The sequence below is a fragment of the Vreelandella titanicae genome (assembly GCF_014697095.1).
GTDB classification, from domain to species: Bacteria; Pseudomonadota; Gammaproteobacteria; order Pseudomonadales; family Halomonadaceae; genus Vreelandella; species Vreelandella titanicae.
Genome location: NZ_CP059082.1, coordinates 5,092,862 through 5,111,305, shown reverse-complemented (window position 1 = coordinate 5,111,305; position 18,444 = coordinate 5,092,862). Strand labels below are relative to the sequence as shown.

Annotated in this window: 14 protein-coding genes; 9 read left to right on the top strand and 5 right to left on the bottom strand. The window is 56.3% G+C overall.

What is annotated here, in order from left to right:
• Positions 1–3: 3 nt before the first annotated feature.
• Positions 4–1,092, top strand: a complete 1,089-nt coding sequence (locus HZS52_RS23505; protein WP_190373847.1) for a DUF1513 domain-containing protein — start codon at positions 4–6, stop codon at positions 1,090–1,092.
• Positions 1,093–1,275: 183 nt separating this feature from the next.
• The gene (locus tag HZS52_RS23500) at positions 1,276–2,928 is read left to right on the top strand and encodes a multidrug ABC transporter permease/ATP-binding protein (RefSeq protein WP_190373846.1); all 1,653 of its coding nucleotides are present in this window, start codon (positions 1,276–1,278) and stop codon (positions 2,926–2,928) included.
• A gap of 24 nt (positions 2,929–2,952) precedes the next feature.
• Here HZS52_RS23500 and fhuF read toward each other — a convergent pair whose 3' ends face one another.
• The 5 genes from fhuF to HZS52_RS23475 all read right to left on the bottom strand — a co-directional run bounded on the left by fhuF (position 2,953) and on the right by HZS52_RS23475 (position 8,989).
• Positions 2,953–3,741: a siderophore-iron reductase FhuF gene (gene fhuF / locus HZS52_RS23495; protein WP_141439808.1), complete on the bottom strand. Its 789-nt coding sequence runs from the start codon at positions 3,739–3,741 to the stop codon at positions 2,953–2,955.
• A gap of 148 nt (positions 3,742–3,889) precedes the next feature.
• Complete coding sequence (locus HZS52_RS23490; protein WP_190373845.1) at positions 3,890–4,657, bottom strand: ATP-binding cassette domain-containing protein; 768 nt, start codon at positions 4,655–4,657, stop codon at positions 3,890–3,892.
• Positions 4,658–4,824: 167 nt separating this feature from the next.
• Positions 4,825–5,622, bottom strand: a complete 798-nt coding sequence (locus HZS52_RS23485) for an inositol monophosphatase family protein (RefSeq protein ID WP_190373844.1) — start codon at positions 5,620–5,622, stop codon at positions 4,825–4,827.
• Positions 5,623–5,732: 110 nt separating this feature from the next.
• The gene (locus HZS52_RS23480) at positions 5,733–7,304 is read right to left on the bottom strand and encodes an ATP-binding protein (RefSeq protein WP_027957189.1); all 1,572 of its coding nucleotides are present in this window, start codon (positions 7,302–7,304) and stop codon (positions 5,733–5,735) included.
• Between the two features lie 68 nt (positions 7,305–7,372).
• Complete coding sequence (locus HZS52_RS23475) at positions 7,373–8,989, bottom strand: ATP-binding protein (RefSeq protein ID WP_190373843.1); 1,617 nt, start codon at positions 8,987–8,989, stop codon at positions 7,373–7,375.
• A gap of 255 nt (positions 8,990–9,244) precedes the next feature.
• Here HZS52_RS23475 and HZS52_RS23470 point away from each other — a divergent pair, with 255 nt between their 5' ends.
• The 7 genes from HZS52_RS23470 to HZS52_RS23440 all read left to right on the top strand — a co-directional run bounded on the left by HZS52_RS23470 (position 9,245) and on the right by HZS52_RS23440 (position 18,444).
• Positions 9,245–9,772, top strand: coding sequence for an RNA polymerase factor sigma-70 (locus tag HZS52_RS23470; protein ID WP_035538912.1), 528 nt, complete (start codon positions 9,245–9,247; stop codon positions 9,770–9,772).
• Positions 9,773–9,883: 111 nt separating this feature from the next.
• Entirely contained in the window at positions 9,884–10,102 is a 219-nt protein-coding gene (locus HZS52_RS23465) for a FecR/PupR family sigma factor regulator (RefSeq protein WP_223828009.1), read from the top strand.
• Between the two features lie 251 nt (positions 10,103–10,353).
• Complete coding sequence (locus HZS52_RS23460; RefSeq protein WP_022522944.1) at positions 10,354–10,599, top strand: MbtH family protein; 246 nt, start codon at positions 10,354–10,356, stop codon at positions 10,597–10,599.
• Positions 10,589–11,329: a thioesterase II family protein gene (locus HZS52_RS23455; protein ID WP_190373842.1), complete on the top strand. Its 741-nt coding sequence runs from the start codon at positions 10,589–10,591 to the stop codon at positions 11,327–11,329. The genes HZS52_RS23460 and HZS52_RS23455 overlap by 11 nt, the downstream gene beginning before the upstream one ends.
• Positions 11,307–12,119, top strand: coding sequence for a 4'-phosphopantetheinyl transferase family protein (locus HZS52_RS23450; protein ID WP_022522942.1), 813 nt, complete (start codon positions 11,307–11,309; stop codon positions 12,117–12,119). Before HZS52_RS23455 ends, HZS52_RS23450 begins: the two co-directional genes overlap by 23 nt.
• Positions 12,052–13,053 (top strand): TauD/TfdA family dioxygenase, encoded by a 1,002-nt coding sequence (locus HZS52_RS23445; protein ID WP_190373841.1) that lies wholly within the window; start codon positions 12,052–12,054, stop codon positions 13,051–13,053. Before HZS52_RS23450 ends, HZS52_RS23445 begins: the two co-directional genes overlap by 68 nt.
• Before the next feature lie 51 nt (positions 13,054–13,104).
• Positions 13,105–18,444, top strand: coding sequence for a non-ribosomal peptide synthetase (locus tag HZS52_RS23440; protein ID WP_190373840.1), 5,340 nt, complete (start codon positions 13,105–13,107; stop codon positions 18,442–18,444).

Below are 18,444 nucleotides of genomic sequence, written 5' to 3'. Positions count from 1 at the left end.
ACCATGCAGCGACGCCAAGTACTCAAAGTAGGGTTGGGCAGCATCGCCATGGCGCTGACCCCGCTGAGCTGGGCGCTGCCCGCGCGGGAGGAAGCCGCTTGGCTGTTCAGCGCGGTAGACGACCCCAGCGGAGGGCATTACATCGCCGGGGTGGCATTGGATGGTCAGACCCGCTTTATGATCGAAGTACCCGAGCGCTGCCATGGAGGCTGTCTGCGGCCCGACTCTCGCCAGGCGGTATTGTTTGCTCGCCGCCCTGGCACACGGATGCATGTGATCGATGGGGACAGCCGCCAATTAGCCCACACCATTGCGGCCGGGGAGGGCTACCACTTCTACGGGCATGGCGTTTTCGACCTGAGCGGGCGCTATCTGTATGTCACCGCCAATCGTTTGGGGGACAGCGCCGGGCTAGTGCGCGTTTACGACGCTGCCAACGACTACGCCCATGTGCGCGATATGCCGCTGGGTGGTATCGGGCCTCATGAGCTTAGGCTGATGCCGGATGGTGACACACTGGTGATTGGCTTGGGAGGCATCCGAACCCATCCTGACTACGGCCGGGTTAAACTCAATCTTGATACCATGGCACCAGCGCTGATGCTGCTGGATCGCCACAGCGGCGAGATACTGGCACGTCACGAACCTTCGCACCACCAGCTCAGTTGCCGTCATCTGGATGTGGCGGCGGACGGTGCAGTGATCGCTGGCTACCAGTTTGAGGGGCCTGAGTGGGAGACCCATCCGCTGATCTGCCGTCTGGATGCCCAAGGGCACTTCTCTGAGCTGGCGCTGGCCGATGAGGTCACCGCCAGTCTGAAGCACTACACTGCCAGCGTGGCGTTTAGCCGTGTTTCTGGCAATGTCCTGGTGACTGCCCCTCGCGGCAACCGGGTACTGCTGCTGGATGCCGCACAAGGCAAACTTGTTGCCAGCCTAGCGCTGCCCGACGCCGCCGGCGCCCGCTGCGACGGCAACGGCGGCTTTCTGGTCTCCTCCGGCCAGGGCGGGCTTTACCGAGTAACACCTGGCTCGGCAACACCCCAACTGGTCGCCAGTCTGGAACTCCGCTGGGATAACCATCTGACATAGCCCTTCGGAATCGCCCTTAGGAATAGCTCTTAGGAATAGCTCTTAGGAATAGCGTTCCGGTTCAGACTACTCTTTGTCAGGCCTCTGTCGCTGCTCGTTTGCCACCCAATATGAATGACGTCTTCTTGGTGAGAGGCGCTGCTGTTAGACTTCAGCGCTCTTTACAGGAAGGCAAGGAGCCCCATGGAACTGCTGCGCTTAGTATTTCATCACTACCGCTGGCCCTTTTTAGGCGCCATTGCTTTGAGTCTATTGAGCGCTGGCTTAGGGGTCGGGGTGATTGCGTTTATCAATCAGCGGCTTATCGAAGTAGGCAGTATGGCGGCGCTGCCGCAATTTCTCGGTCTGCTGGTGGTGCTCCTGGCGGTCACACTCAGTACGCAATTAGCGCTGACCGTGCTGGGGCACCACTTTGTGTTTGACCTACGCTCGCGGCTGGTGAAGCGGATTCTCGACACCGATATTGAGCGTTTGGAGCAGCTGGGCAACGCCACCTTGCTGGCCAGTCTGTCCAGCGATGTGCGCAACATCACCATTGGCTTTGTGCGTCTGCCGGAACTGATTCAGGGCGTGGTGCTAACGCTCGCCTCGGTGGCCTACTTGGCATGGCTTTCGCCGCAAATGGTGGTGATCACCGTGCTGTGGATCGCGTTCACCATGGGCGTGGGTTGGGTGCTGGTGTCGCGGGTGTATCGCCATTTTCGCCTCGTGCGTGAAAGCGAAGACAGTCTGTATAAAGATTTCCAGGCGGCCATTGAAGGGCGCAAAGAACTGGCGCTCAACCGCGACCGTGCCCGGCGCTTTTATGATGAGCGCTATACCGCCAATGCCCGCGACTACCGTCATCACATCATCCACGCCGATACCTACCATTTAAGCGCTAACAACTGGTCTAACATTATGATGTTGGGTGCCATCGGGGTGGTGTTTTTCCTCTCTAATGGGTTGGGGTGGGCGAATACCACGGTGGCTTCCACCTTCGCGTTGACGCTGCTGTTCCTGCGTACGCCGCTGATTCAGGCGGTGGGCGCCTGGCCAACACTGATCAGCGCCCAGGTCGCGTTTGATAAATTGAGCAGCCTGGAGCTAGCCGAGTACCAATCAAGCTTTGCCGTCGACGATACGCTGGCCGATTGGCAGCGTCTGGAGCTGGAGGAAGTCACTTATCATTACCCGGACACTGCCCAGGGTGAGGGCTTCCAGGTGGGGCCTCTTAATATGACCCTAGAGCGTGGTGAGCAGGTGTTTCTGATCGGCGGCAACGGCAGCGGTAAGTCGACTCTGGCAAGGCTGCTCTCGGGGTTATACCGCCCCCAAAGCGGCACTATTAAGATTGATGGCGAGGTGGTCACTGCTGCTCAGTGGGAAGCGTTCCGCGCTCGCTTTGCCAGCGTGTTTACCGATTTCCATCAGTTTGATCAGACCATGGGCCCTGAAGGCCTGCCTGCTGACCCAGAGGTCGTTGATACCTGGCTTGAGCGATTGCAGATGCAGCACAAATTGCAGTGGGAGGGTGATCGTGTCATTAACACCCAGCTCTCCCAAGGGCAGCGTAAGCGCCTGGCACTGCTACTAGCGATTGCCGAAAAGCGCGATATCTTGCTGCTCGACGAGTGGGCGGCGGATCAAGACCCGCAGTTCCGCCGGCTGTTCTACCGCGAGCTGTTACCGCACTTGAAAGCAATGGGTAAAACCGTGTTTGCTATCAGCCATGACGACAGCTACTTCGTTCACGCTGATCGGTTGCTGGAGATGTCGAAGGGCCAGCTAAGCGAGCTGAAAGGCGAACAGCGTGCACGAGCGAGTGAGGACGCTGTTGCGCAAATTAATATCTAAACCGTGTTAAAAATAGCTAACGTTTTAACGGGCGACCTGTTTGGCGCGCTTTCGCGCTTCCAGGTCGCAGCCCTCTAGCGGGCAGGTGCCGCAGGTATCAAACTCATCCAGTAAATAGCGCAGGCAGCAAAGCTTGCGCACCCGCTTAACTTCCTCACTCCCCTTGGGCGTAAAGTAACGCACCGGCTGAAACAGCGGGTTGCGCTTGCCGTTGGGCAGGTTGCGCGCTTCCAGCAACGCCTTGGCGGCCTCAAACGCCTGCCTATTGGCAAGTGGGTGCTCGCCCAGCGCGTTGACGTAAAAGTCCAGATAGCCACCGGCATTGCTCCAGAACACCCGCTGTGCAGCGCCGGAGATAGCCGCTAATTGCTCAATCAACGGTGCCCAGTGCTGCTCAATCAGGGTAGCAAAACGCTCAAACGGATCTTGTGTGGTTATCGGCGTACCTTCGTGGGGCAACCACAGCCGCGAGGTGGCGCCCTTGTCGTTAAAGATAACCTGCATGTCGTCCAGCCCCACCGGCAGGTCACGGTTAAGCAGCAGGTTGGCAGTCAGTGTGGGAACGGTTAGCGCACTTAAGTGCCATTTCGACCAGATCGATACCACTGCCCGCTGGTCTCCGTCTGGGTACTGTTCAGCGAAACGGGAGAGATCTTCTTTGAGCCAATCGGCATTCCGCCAACGGGCTGTTTTGAACGCTTCCAGCGGTGGCGTTCCACCTATTAACGGCGGCGTAAAGTTCGCCAACGGCCCGGTGTAGCAGGACGCTAACGAAGGCTCGAACAGTTGCGGCTGACGCAGAGCAGAGGGCATCGCGGGCTCCATCACAGGGCTTTAACACAAGGTTTTGACACAGCACACAGGTAAAATATGGCATTCAGCTTAATCGATAATGCGTATCAGTTGAAGCGTTTGATTGCGAATGAGTGCTTTTAAAAGTGTCTGACCTCGGAGAATAGCGCTATTGAGCCACGGCGATATTGTGCTCTCCGTTGGGGTGCTTCATGACCTGCATCGGTAAGCCATAAATAGCCTCTAAGGTGCTGCCGCACATCAAATTATCCGGGCTGCCATGGGCCAACAAGCGACCGCTGTGCAGCGCCATTAGCTCGTCGCAGTAGCGCGAGGCCATGTTGATATCGTGCAGTACAATAATCACCCCAAGATTTAGCTCATCGCACAGCTTACGGATCAGCGCCAGCACTTCGATTTGGTGGGCGATATCCAGCGCCGCTAACGGCTCATCCAACAGCAGGAATCGGCTGCCCTGGGCGAGTAGCATCGCCAGCCATACCCTTTGGCGTTCACCACCAGAGAGCGTGTCGACCAAGCGGTCGGCAAAGGCCTCTGTGTGGGTCAGGGCAATGGCGCGATCAATGGCATCTTTGTCTTTCTGGGTGTGGCGGCCCAGCAGTCCGTGCCATGGGTAGCGGCCAAAGGCGACTAGCTCGCGTCCGGTAAGACTTTCTGCACTTGGTAAATGCTGGGGCAGGTAAGCCACCTGACGAGCGAACTCACGATTTCCCCAGTCACTCAGCGGGCGCTGATCAAAGTGAATCTCCCCCTGGCTTACCGGCTGCTGCTGGGCCATGAGCTTGATCAGCGTCGACTTGCCCGAGCCGTTATGACCAATCAGGCCATAAACCTTGCTCTCATGAAAGCTGTGGTCAATGGGATTTAAAATCTGCTTACCATTGATTTCAAAGGTGGCGCCTTTGACCTCGAACATGAATGACTCCTGGCGATAGGGTTGATGATAATGCCTCCATTCTAGTGCTAATGGTTCTCATTTTTAACAAAAAAATGAAAAGATTTACGTGATAGATGGCAAACGCCGCTTGGGGAAAGCAGGCAAGGGGTAGGTCTCAGGTGGTTAGAGATGACGTTGATCGTTTATCAGCAAGACGCTAAACACGCTAGCAGTTGTCCATGCCTCTCGGGGTGCGCCGCAAGTAAACTGTTCCATTGAGCGGGATTCGGCTCGCCAGTGAGATCCGTGACGGTGTAGCCAGCTTCTCTGGCAATCACAATGCCGGCGGCGATATCCCAAAAGTCGAGCTTAGCGCCTTGAGACCAAAAAGCATCAAACCGGCCCAGGCTGGTGTAGGCGATCTCCAGCGCCGCCGATCCTGGGCTGCGGATACCGGCCACCTGGGGCATTAGAGCAGCGAGTTGATTTAGGGCCGTCGTACAGTCACCTTTAGCGTGGTAGGGCAGGCAGGTGCTTATAAGCATCTCGTTCAGTGGGCGAGGTTCAGGCGTAGTGAGCGGCGTGTCGTTGAGGAAGACGCCGGTGCCAAGGCTGGCCCAAAGCATTTCATCAAGCAGCGGTTGATAGACAACGCCGATGATCAGCTCATCGCCCTTAGTAACCGCGATGGAGACTGAGAAGTGAGGTACCCCATGCAAAAAGTTGCTGGTGCCATCGAGAGGGTCAATGATGACGGTATAGTCACTATCGGTGGGTGTAAGCCCGCTCTCTTCACCTAGGAAAGCGATATCGGGAAAGGCGCTATTGATACAGTCGATAATGATGTTCTCGGCGGCCGTATCGTAGTAGCTGACAAAGTCTGACGCCCCCTTTTGCTCAAAGGCGATTCTGCCCTTTAGCGAATATCCCTCGCGTAACAGCGCACCCGCCTCGTACGCCGCCTGCTTCACCGTTTCGAGTAGGTCGTTACTGCTATCGAGCATTGTATTTCCCCTGGGCATTCATCGTGCCTTAGTGAATGGCAAAAACTGTATGCATTCAATGTAACTAGCCATTCATGACGCGGAGATGACAGTGGCGGATAGATTGGTAGCTAAGCCAAGGTCTCCACCTCAAACGCCACAATTTGGCGCTCAACGCTGGAAAACTCCACGCCGATCAGGTGGATGGGCTTGCCCGAAGCGCGGTGCTTATCGGCATAGCCTTTATGTTTGATCTGCTCCAGCGCTTTACCTTCCGGCAGTTGTTCCACCACTTTGAACTCAAACAGGTAGATATGCCCACCAAAGTCCACGCTCATATCCACCTTGCCATGGTGGCTGGCGTCCTCCACGGTTACATCCAGCCCCAAGGCCGCAAAGTGGCTGTAAAAGACGCTGGCATAATGCCCTTCGTATTTGGCGATGGGATTGTTGCGGTACCAGTCATGGGGGAGTCCGGCGTAGAGCGCCTTTAAGTGAGCTTCCAACGCAGCAAGGTCATGGCGCTGAAAAGTGTCGAATAACGCCAGTTGGTAGGTTTGCGCATCGCTTGTGTTAATACCCAATACTGGCAGCAATAAATCGTTAAGGCTGCTTTCTACCTCCCTGTTCGGAAAGCCCAGCGTATAGAGGCGATAACCCAGCATGGGTTCCTGCACGTCTTTAATGGTGATGTAGCCGGTTTGGAACAGCAGCCCTTCGGTGGTGATATCGTCGACATCAAAGCGGCCGAGCAACTGTGCTTTTGCTTGCAAGGTCTCCAATCGAGGGGTAAACACCCCGCGTTGTTTGAGAATATCGACCAAAAACGTTGGCGTCGCGGACTCAAACCAGTACGGGCCGAATTCTTGCTCTTGGAACAGCAATAGTACATCGAAGGGATTGTAGACAGAGGTAACCTCACGACCACCCCAGCGATAGCCGTTATACCACTGTTTGATTTCCTGACGGTCTAACCCAGAAAGTTCAGGTTCAAATACGGTATCGATATCGTCATCGGTATAACCACACAAGGTTGCATAGTCGGGCGAAAGGGTAATATCGCGGAGATTGTTCAAGCCCGAAAACAGGCTGACCTTGCTGAATTTGGAAACGCCGGTAAGCAGCACGAAGTGTAGGTGCGGGTCGGCGTCTTTCAGCACGCTGTAAAGGTTCTTCAAACCCTCGCGCAGTTCCCGGGCACGCTCCGGCGCCAGGATGTTATCCAGAATCGGTTTGTCGTACTCGTCAATCAGGATGACCACCCGCTGACCACTCTGCTGGTGGGCGGCACGAATGAGGGCGGAAAATTCACCCGGTATATCGGTTTTATGGTGGTGGGTAATGCCGAGTCGCTCTCGTTGAACGCGTAGCTGCTCACGAATACGCTCATCCAGCCCTTCACGGCCCTGCATCACGCCATCGGCAAAGCTAATACGAATCACCGGGTAGCGCTGCTGCCAGTCCCACCTGTCGTGGAGATACAGCCCTTCGAACAGCGCCTGGCGACCTTCAAACAGGCAGCGCAGGGTGTCCAGCAAGAGACTTTTGCCGAAGCGGCGTGGCCGCGAGAGGAAGTAGTATTTGTTCTGGTTAACCAAACGCTCAATGTGCGGTGTCTTATCGACGTAGTAATAGTTCCCTTCGCGGATATCCGAGAACGTCTGAATCCCGATGGGTAGCTTACGGCGGTGGGCATCCGGCATAGTGGGTCTCCAGAGCAAAGCAGCGATACGAGCAGCAGTTTAGCATGCTCACAGATGGGTGTTACGACCTACTCAAGAGTCTCCACCTCAAACGCCACAATCTGGCGCTCAACGCTGGAAAACTCCACGCCGATCAGGTGGATGGGCTTGCCCGAAGCGCGGTGCTTATCGGCATAGCCTTTATGTTTGATCTGCTCCAGCGCTTTACCTTCCGGCAGTTGTTCCACCACTTTGAACTCAAACAGGTAGATATGCCCACCAAAGTCCACGCTCATATCCACCTTGCCATGGTGGCTGGCGTCCTCCACGGTTACATCCAGCCCCAAGGCCGCAAAGTGGCTGTAAAAGACGCTGGCATAATGCCCTTCGTATTTGGCGATGGGATTGTTGCGGTACCAGTCGTGGGGCAGACCTGCGTAGAGCGCTTTGAGGTGCGTTTCCAATCCGGCCAGGTCGTGCTGGCTTAAATGACGAAACAGTGTTCTGCGCTCGCGTGGGGCGTTCTCGACCCCCAGTGACGGCAGCAGCGCATGGTTGAGGCTGGTTTCGACTTCGCGGTTAGGGAAGCCAAGGGTGTACTGGCGGTAGCCCCGCAGAGGCTCTTCTACTTGTTGAATGGTGAGGTAGCCGGTTTGAAACAGCAGACCTTCAGTGCTGATCTGGTCAACATCAAACTGGCTGAGCAATTCATACTCGGTTTCCCAATGATCCAATGACGGGGTAAATACTCCGCGCTGCTTGAGGATATCCACCAAAAACGTCGGTGTGGCAGACTCAAACCAGTACGGGCCGAACTCGCGTTTCTGAAACAGTAACAGCACGTCGAAGGGATTGTAGACGGACGTTACCTCACGGCCACCCCAGCGGTAGCCGTTATACCACTGGCGGATCGCCTCGCGATCAAGGCCGGGCAACTCAGCGGTGAACACCGTGTCAATGTCCTCGTCGGTATAGCCGCAAATCGTGCTGAAGGGGGCATCCAGAGTGATATCGTTGAGGTTATTCAATCCTGAGAAAAGGCTGACCTTACTGAATTTGGACACGCCGGTAAGCAGCACGAAGTGCAGGTGCGGATCGGCGTCTTTAATAACGCTGTAAAGGTTCTTCAAGCCCTCGCGCAGTTCCCGGGCACGCTCCGGCGCCAGGATGTTATCCAGAATCGGTTTGTCGTACTCGTCAATCAGGATGACCACCCGCTGACCACTCTGCTGGTGGGCGGCACGAATGAGGGCGGAAAATTCACCCGGTATATCGGTTTTATGGTGGTGGGTAATGCCGAGTCGCTCTCGTTGAACGCGTAGCTGCTCACGAATACGCTCATCCAGCCCTTCACGGCCCTGCATCACGCCATCGGCAAAGCTAATACGAATCACCGGGTAGCGCTGCTGCCAGTCCCACCTGTCGTGGAGATACAGCCCTTCGAACAGCGCCTGGCGACCTTCAAACAGGCAGCGCAGGGTGTCCAGCAAGAGACTTTTGCCGAAGCGGCGTGGCCGCGAGAGGAAGTAGTATTTGTTCTGGTTAACCAAACGCTCAATGTGCGGTGTCTTATCGACGTAGTAATAGTTCCCTTCGCGGATATCCGAGAACGTCTGAATCCCGATGGGTAACTTACGGCGGTGGGCATCCGTCACGGTGGGTCTCCAGAGCAAGAAACAGCGATACGAGCAGCAGTAGTTTAGCATGCTCAGGGGCTGAAATGCCTAGCCACGAGTTGTCAGCGCGCCGAGTGTTGTTCGCAGCTAAGGTAAAGGCGTTGGTGGCAACGAAGTAACAAGGGCTGGAGAGGAGACGAGAAACATCTCATGAAGTAGTGCTGCCAACAAGCATATCGTTATAAAAAGTGAGTTAGCTCTCACCAGTTGACTTGTCAGGCTCTAACGCAAATAATAATTATTGCCATTTATTCCGTGGTGTTAATCAAGGCAGGAGGCCGAGCTGTGGATACCCAGACCTGGAGCGCTGAGTTAGAAGATATCTTCGTTAATCAGCGGCCCCGGCTCTGCTGTGTCGCCGCAAGAGTATTGGGCAATGCTGATCAAGCCGATGATGTCGTGCAGGACGCCTATCTAAAAATTTCGGAAGCAACCACGCTTTTTGAGGTGAAGCAGCCCATATCTTACGTGTCACGTGTGGTGCGCAACCTCGCCATTGACCGTTGCCGCCGTTCGGCGTTTGAGTCAACTTTGTTTGCAAAAGAAGAGGAGGGGGATACCACCTCTTACGCGTCACACTCTCCAGAGGTGATCGCGATTGACCGCCAGGCCTTGGCACAGGTGGTGGACGCGTTGGACGAGCTGCCCGAGCGTACGCGGCGCGCTTTTGAGCTCTATCGTTCGGGAAGTCATACGCAGCGGGAAGTGGCCCACTTGTTAGGTATTTCCACCACGTTAGTTAATTTTATGATTCGCGATGCACTGACACATTGCCGCCAGTCGCTACAAGGTCAGATGTTGCCAGATCGGTAAGCCCACGTTCCGTCCCTTCTTTGTTGTCGCTTTGTTACACTGTCAGCAAATAGCGTTGATAATATTACACGCTTCCCGAGACAGGTGTTCAGCAGGCAGCAGTAGCGAGGTTTGACAGTAACGATGGATAACGACAGCGGCGATGATGCCGTTTGGCAAACGGCGCTAGACTGGCTGATGCGCGAGCATGAAGAGACGTTGAGCGACGCTGATCGCGAGGCGCTTCATGCGTGGTTAGCGGCTTCTTCTCAGCACCGCCGTGTATTTCGTGAAGCCGAACAGCTATGGCTGCTAACGGGGATGATTCCAAGTGGTGATGAGCGCAGTTGATCAGTCCCTGTTTTTTATTCCCCTCCTTCGATTGTTCTAAATGATCGCGAGCTAAAGCTGCCTCCTACTGGTGCAATTCTTAGCCTGGCATAAGTAATTCTATACCGACGCCCTAGCGGCCCCGCCCCTCCCCTTATTTTTCCTCTTTTCCTCCCCCAGCATTAAATTTTCTGACGCTTCACTCGTCATTGAGTAATGAGAAGTAATTGCGTTTTATTTCTCATTCCTTTGGCAACGATGAGGTTAGTCCCATGACAAGCTGTTTTGATCGTGAAGATGGTGTCTTCCGCGTATTAGTCAACCACGAAGAGCAGTACTCCCTCTGGCCAGAATGGAAAGCGATTCCCGCTGGCTGGACCGATACCGGCGTACTCGGCGATAAGCCAACCTGCCTCGACTACGTCGAAAAGACCTGGACTGATATGCGGCCACTGTCGCTGCGCCAGTGGATGGATGAGCAGGCTAACGCTGAGGCGGAGCAGGTGGATGCAGGTTAAGCGTTTAAGGCTGCTCTGCCTGCCCTGTGCCGGGGCTAGCGCCACCATGTATCTGCGCTGGAAGCGTCAGTTGCCCGCCTGGATCGAGGTATATCCCGTCGAGCTGCCTGGGCGTGGTGAGCGCCTGGGTGAGTCGCTCATCGATGACTTCGAGACCCAGGTCGTGCGGCTGTGCGAAGAGCAGGCAACGCGGATGCGCGGCGACTTTGCCCTGTTCGGTCACAGCATGGGGGCGTTGTTGGCCTACGGCATGGCAGCTCGCTTGCGCGATGTAGGGCGACCTCAGCCGCGGATGCTGTTCGCCTCAGGCAGCGCGGGGCCCTCAATGCGCGATTCAGACCGCTTGGCGGGCCTTGATAACGACAAAGCCCTGATTGCGGATCTACGCCAGCAGGGCGGCACCCCAGAGGAGGTATTCGCAAGCCCGGAACTGCTGCGCCTCACTCTCGATGTGTTGGAGGCGGACTATAGCCTCTGCCGCAGTTTCCGCTATCGCGGCGGGTCGCCGCTTGGTTATCCCTTACAGGTGTTCGCTGGGCGCGATGACGATATCGAAAGAGAGCGTCTAGAGGCGTGGCAGCGAGAAGCGGGCGGGGCGTTCTCGTTGAACTGGTTCGAAGGAGGGCACTTCTTTATTCGCCAGCAGCAAGCACAAGTGCTGGAGACTATCGAACGGGCGCTGACTCGACGGCTTGAGGAGGTGCCCCATGCAGCGCCTGCAGTTAGCTGAAGGGGCTCCTGAGGGGCTTGAAGTCTGGCGCTTATCGCTCGGTCTGAACGCCCCGGTGGCTGACGAAGATGATCGGTTGCTGAGTCGAGCCGAGTGGCAGCGCGCCCAGCGGCTTCGCCGTCACGCCGATGTCGTACGCGCCGTGGCGACTCGAGCGGCCCTGCGGCGACTGCTATCAGCGCACACCGGTATAGCGCCAGAAAAGTTGGTGTTCACTCAGAACGCTTACGGCAAACCAGCGTTGGAAAACGCTGATGGGCCTGCTTTCAATGTCTCCCACTCTGGCCATGTCGCCCTGATCGCGATTGCTCCCGGCGGAGCGGTGGGGGTCGATATTGAGCGTTGCCGACCCGAGGCCGAACTGGCGCCGCTGCAAGGGCTGGTGCTATCGCCGAGTGAGCAGCTCGACCACGCACGCGACGGCATCGCACTGCCCTTCATGGAGCGCTGGGTGGTTAAAGAGGCGGTGCTCAAAGCCCTGGGCCTGGGCATCGCTGATCATTTGCAGGCGCTCTCGATCACTTCCTCTTTAGGGTCGCCAGGCACCTATCACCTTGAGCACTCGCTTCCCGTGTCATCACCTTTGCAAGCATGGCCGCTGCCAGCGCCGAGTGGCTATGCCGCTGCCCTGGGTTATATCGATTCAGGCTATGTCGATTCAGGCTATTCCCACACAAACGCCCAGGGCAAACGCTACTCAACGAATTTTCAGGAGATCAATAATGGACAGCCAAAGCGCAACACCAACGCAACAAACCAACACCATATCCAAACGTCAGGGGCCTGCTGATTCGGAGCTGCCCATTATGATTTCTCCCTCCTACCCAGGGCAGCCACTGCTGGAAGCCTTTGGCGAGTTGCGCGCGGATATTGAGACGCTGGTGGCCAGAGTCGGCGGGGTGTTGCTAAGAGGCTTCGATGTTCCCTCCGTGGACGATTTTCAGCAGTTTGCTGCCGCCTTTGGTCATCCTCTGCTGAGCTATGAGTTCGCTTCTACGCCACGCTCAGCGGTTTCGTCAGGCATTTATACCTCCACCGAATACCCCGCCCATCAACATATTCCCCTCCACAATGAGCAGGCCTACACCCGCGAGTGGCCGATGAAAATCTGGTTCCACTGTGTCACCGCTTCTCCCGAGGGCGGTGAAACCCCCATTGCCGATAGCCGCGCTATTTACCGCCGTATGCCCGCAGAGATCCGCGAGCGCTTTGCCCCCGGCATTCTCTACGTACGCAACTACGGCGATTTCGATATGCCTTGGCAAAAGGTGTTTAACACCGAAGACCGCGCCGAAGTGGAGGCATTCTGCCAGCGCGCGGGTATTCGCTGTGAGTGGAAGCCTGATGGCGACCTGCGTACCACCCAGTTATGCCAAAGCATAGAGACTCACCCTGTCACCGGTGAGCAGGTGTGGTTCAACCAAGGCCATCTTTTCCATGTCTCCAACCTGCAGCCAGAGGTACGAGAGTCGCTGGAAGAGCTGCTAGACCCCGAAGACATGCCGCGCAACGTCTTCTTTGCCGATGGTAGCCCCATCGACGATGCCATCTTCGATGAGATCCGCGGCGTACTGGCCGACGAAACGGTGATGTTCCCCTGGCAGGCAGGCGATGTGCTAATGCTCGACAACATGCTGGTCGCCCATGCACGCACGCCGTTCAAAGGGCCGCGCAAAGTCGTCGTCGCCATGGCGGAAGGTCACGGCAACCTCTCCAAAGACTGAATACAACGGCTCAATCCCACGCCACGGCCAGGAGTTCCAGCAGGTACGCATATGAATATAAGGCACGCCCAGACGATGAACAGCCACCCGTCCCATAACGTTGTTAACCACAGCTTCGTTGAGCATTTAAGTCGCCTGGCCCGGGAAAGGCCCAGCGACAGGGCGCTGATTGTAGTGAACGCACAAGGTGAGACCACCCTTGACTACGCCACCCTGGAGCGGCGTTCCCGCGCCCTGGCCAGCGAGCTCCAGCAGCGGTTCCCGGCTGGTGAGCGTGCCTTGATCCTGCTGGATAACGATGAACACTATGTGGTGGCGTTCTTCGCCTGCCTATATGCCGGGGTGATTGCCGTGCCGGTCTTCCCTCCAGAGTCGGCCAAGCAGCAACATCTGGCACGTCTGCTCGCCATTGCCGCCGACTCCCAGGCCGCCTGTGTGCTCACCTCTACAACGATTATCGATGTGGTCGCATCTGCAAGCGAAGGCTTCGGCAGCGCCGAACTGATCCCCGTGGATGCCGTAGATGAGAGCCGCGCTGAACACTGGATTGAGCATCGCCCAAAGCGTGGTGATCTCGCCTTTTTACAGTACACCTCAGGTTCCACGGCCACTCCCAAAGGGGTGATGGTTAGCCATGGGAACCTGATGGCGAACGAGCGTGCTATTGAGACGGGCTTCTCGATTGGTGCCGACGATGTTTTCGTCAGTTGGCTGCCGCTTTACCACGACATGGGGCTGATCGGTGGCCTGCTGCAGCCCATCTATCGCGGTATCCCTGCGGTATTGATGAGCCCCACTTTCTTTTTACAGCGGCCGGTACGCTGGCTGGAAGCGATCTCCCGCCACCGGGGCACCATTAGTGGTGGCCCCGATTTCGCCTATCGACTGTGTCTTGAGCGTATCCGTGACGAGCAGCTTGAGGCGCTCGACTTATCTAGCTGGCGGGTCGCGTTCTCAGGCGCCGAGCCGGTACGCCACGATACCCTCACGGGCTTTATCGAACGCTTCCGCCCAGCGGGCTTTGCCGCTGACACCGCAGCACCCTGTTATGGCTTGGCCGAAGCGACGCTATTGGTTAGCTGTAATTCGCGCGGTACGGGCGTGGTGGGCACGGCTTTTTCTCAACAGTCGCTGGCCGAGGGAAAGGCTGTCTCAGCGGTTGAAGGCAACACCCTGGTGGGCTGCGGTACACCGGAACCCGGTCACGCTATCGATATTGTCGATCCCGAGGGGCTTCACTCGCTGCCCGAAGGTGACGTTGGCGAGATCTGGATCAATGGGCCCAGCGTGGCACATGGGTATTGGCACAACCCAGAAGCAACAGCTCAAGCCTTTGTTACCCGCGATGGGGTTAGTTGGCAGCGCACCGATGATACTGATGCACAGAACCACGACGCCCGCGATGATCGCTGGCTGCGCACCGGCGATCTAGGCTTTCTGCACCAAGGGCAGTTGTATATTGCTGGGCGTATCAAAGACCTGATCATTCTGCGCGGCCATAACGTCTACCCCCAGGATATCGAGTGTGCTATCGAAGCCGAGGTGGAAGCAGTGCGCAAAGGGCGCGTGGCGGCCTTTGCAGTGACCACCCCCGAAGGCGCCGAGGGGATTGGCGTTGCGGCAGAGGTCTCCCGCGGCATGCAGAAACTAGTGCCCGCCGAGAAGTTGGTCGAAGCGCTAAGCGAGACAGTGGGGAGCACTTGCCATGAGCCGCTTTCGGTAGTGCTACTGCTTAACCCTAGGGGGCTTCCCAAGACCTCCAGCGGCAAGCTACAGCGCAGCACCTGCCGCCAAGGCTGGGAGGCAGGCAGCTTAGATGCCTACGCCATTTACGCCTTTGGGCATTTTGTCAGTGGTGGTGACGCTGAGGGCGGAGGAAAGTCATCGCAATCTACGGCGGAAGCTGGAAGCGAAACGGAGCAGACGTTGGCGAAGCTCTGGCACCAGGTGCTGGGGGACGGCAAGGAAAAGCCGTTGGGAAAAGATGCCCACTTCTTTGCTAGCGGGGGTAATTCTCTGGCGGCGGTGCAGTTAGCTTCACGCATTAGCGATCATTGGGCGATTGATTTTTCAGCTAAGTCAGTGTTCGAACACTCCTCACTGGGCGCTATGGCAAATGAAGTCGAGCGTATCAGCAGTGATCATGTCAATTCTGGGCGCTCGCCGATCCCAATATTGTCACCTACACACCGTGCCGAGCCACTACCTCTCTCTCATGACCAGCAACGCCTATGGTTTTTATGGCAACTGGAACCTGAGAGTACGGCTTACCACATCGGTGGCGTTCTGCATTTATCAGGCCAACTGGACACTGCAGCAATGCGTGATGCCTTTGACGGTTTGGTAGCGCGGCATGAGTCGTTGCGTACTCTGTTTTACGTTGACAAGGGAGGGAGTCCCAAACAGTTAATTAGACCTGACACTTCCTTTGACTTGGAGGTCGTCGATTTTCGTGGCATGCCTGCTGAGGAGGCTCAGCAGCGTGAGAATGACACGATACGACGGATTAATGATGAGCCGTTCGATCTCTCAACAGGCCCTTTGTTGCGGGCCGCGTTGCTGCGTGTGAGCGACGATGCATATGCCTTGGTCGTTGTCATGCATCACATTATCTCCGATGGCGTATCGATGCAGATCATGCTTGATGAGTTGGTGGCCTTCTATCGTGCCCATATGCGTCGTGAGCCTGCTCAGTTACCTGAGTTGCGTGTCCAATACGCTGACTACGCAAGTTGGCAGCGTGACTGGCTGGCAGCTGGTGAGGGAGAGCGACAGCTTGCTTACTGGCAACAACAGCTTGGCAGTGAGCACCCTGTGTTGGACTTGCCAACCGACCATCCCCGCCAGACGTCGACGGCCAAGCGTGCCGGTCAGTATGAGTTTTCTCTTTCCAACGAGCTCCAAGTGGGCCTGCGCCGACTCGCCGAGAGCCAGAATACAAGCCTTTTCACTGTGCTCTTGGCCGGCTTTCAAGGACTGTTGCAACGGTATAGCGGGCAGCAAGAGATTCGCGTGGGAGTGCCGGTAGCTAATCGGCAGCGTCAGGAAATAGAGGGGGTAATAGGTTTTTTTGTTAATACCTTGGTATTGCGCAATGACATCAATAGTCGCCACTCATTTGAAACGATACTGACACAGTGTCAAGACGCTGTTGTCGGTGCCTTGGCGCACTCAAACTTACCTTTTGAGCAGCTAGTTGAAGCGCTACAGCCCACACGTAATTCGACTCATAACCCTCTTTTCCAGGTCATGTTCAACTATCGGCAAGAGGATCTCACGGCGTTTCAGACATTGCCCGACCTGACACTGACTGAGTCAGGGTTTCTACAGCAGGATGCTCAGTTCGATTTAACGCTAGAGGTGCGGGATTTCCCTGATGGACAGCTGAAATTTAGCATGGTTTATGCGTCAGAGCTTTTCGAGCCTGAGACCATTCAACGCCTTGCAGGATACTTTGAGACACTACTGCAAAGGTTGCTTACGTCACCAGGGCAGGCACTGGGCGATATCGAGTTGCTTGAAAATTCTGAGCAGCAGCAACTTATTCAATGGGGAGTAAACTCTCAAGGATACTCCGATGCTGCGCCAGTTCATCATTTGATTGAGCAACAAACTGCGGCAACCCCTGAAACCACGGCGCTTGTATTTGCTGATCAGTCACTCAGCTACGCTGAGCTTAATACCCACGCCAATCATCTAGCGCACTATCTAATCGGCCTGGGAGTGCGCCCCGAAACCCGAGTGGGCATCGCCATGGAGCGCTCCATCGAGATGGTGGTGGGGTTGCTGGCGATTCTCAAGGCGGGCGGTGCCTATGTGCCGCTGGATCCAGAGTATCCCTCGGAGCGGCTGGCGTTCATCGCCGAAGATAGTGGCATCGAGCTGCTGCTGACTCAGCACCACTTGCGTGGCTCATTGCCGGTAGCGGATGGACTCAGCGTTGTTGAGTTAGATCGACTGGATATAGCACATCACGTCTCTTCCAATCCTGCAGTGGTGCTGCACGGCGAGCACCTCGCCTACGTGATTTACACTTCAGGCTCCACCGGTCGGCCCAAGGGCACCGCCATCCGACATGATGCCTTGACCAATTGCATGATCTGGATGCAGGAGACCTACCAGCTCACCGATACCGATGCCGTACTTCACAAGGCACCGTTCGGGTTCGACGTCTCTGTATGGGAGATTTTCTGGCCGCTAAGTGTCGGGGCACGTTTGGTGATCGCACAGCCGGGTGATCATCGCGATCCTGAGCGTATCATTGAGTTGATACAGAAGCATGGAATTACCACACTGAATTTTGTGCCTTCGATGCTGAAGGCCTTCCTGGCCTTTCCCGATGTTAAAACCAAGACGCGTCTCAAACATATTATGTGCGGTGGCGAGGCTGTTCCAGCGACGTTACAGCAAGATGTGGCTGAGCGACTTGATGGTGCCAATCTGCATGACCTGTATGGCCCAACCGAAACCACGATACATGTCACTCATTGGTGGTGTCGTGATCAAACTCACCGCCAAATTCCCATTGGGCGGCCCATCAGCGGCACCCGCACCTATGTATTAGATGGTGAACTCAACCTAGCACCTCAGGGCATCTCTGGAGAGCTGTATTTGGGTGGGGTAAGTCTGGCCCGGGGGTATCTAAACCGTAGTGATTTAACGGCGGAACGTTTTGTTGCTGATCCGTTTGCGCAGGGCGAACGCCTCTATCGCACGGGGGATCTGGTGCGCTGGCGGGAGGATGGACAGCTCGAGTACCTGGGGCGCCTTGATCACCAGGTGAAGATCCACGGCCTACGCATCGAACTGGGCGAGATAGAAGCTGAACTGCTGGCTCAGCCAGAGGTTAGCGAGGCAGTGGTGATCGCCCAAGAAGATCCTAATGGCTCGAAGCTGGTGGCGTACGTGGTTCCCCAAGTAGGCATCGAACTCGACACTAGCCCACTACGCGAGCGACTGAGCCAACAGTTGCCGGATTATATGGTGCCGAGAGCGATGGTAGCACTAGATGCGCTGCCGCTGAATGCCAACGGCAAGGTGGATCGCAAAGCGCTGCCCGAGCCGGACTTAATCAGCGGCACGCAGTACGAGCCACCTCAAGGTGAGGTGGAAGATGTACTAGCGGCGATCTGGAGCGAGGTGTTGGGGACAGAACGGATAGGCCGCCATGACAACTTCTTCGAGGTAGGAGGTCACTCGCTTGCAGCGATTCAGATATCAGCACGTTTCACGCAGCGCTTTGGAGAGGTGTTGCCAGTAAGACTTATTTTTGAACACCCGACGCTGGCGAAAATGGCAACACGAGTCGCGTTACAACAGGTTAATGCCGATGGTGGTCGCGCGAAGCGGCTCTCCACTATGGATCAACTGCTCAACGAATTGGAGGAGTAA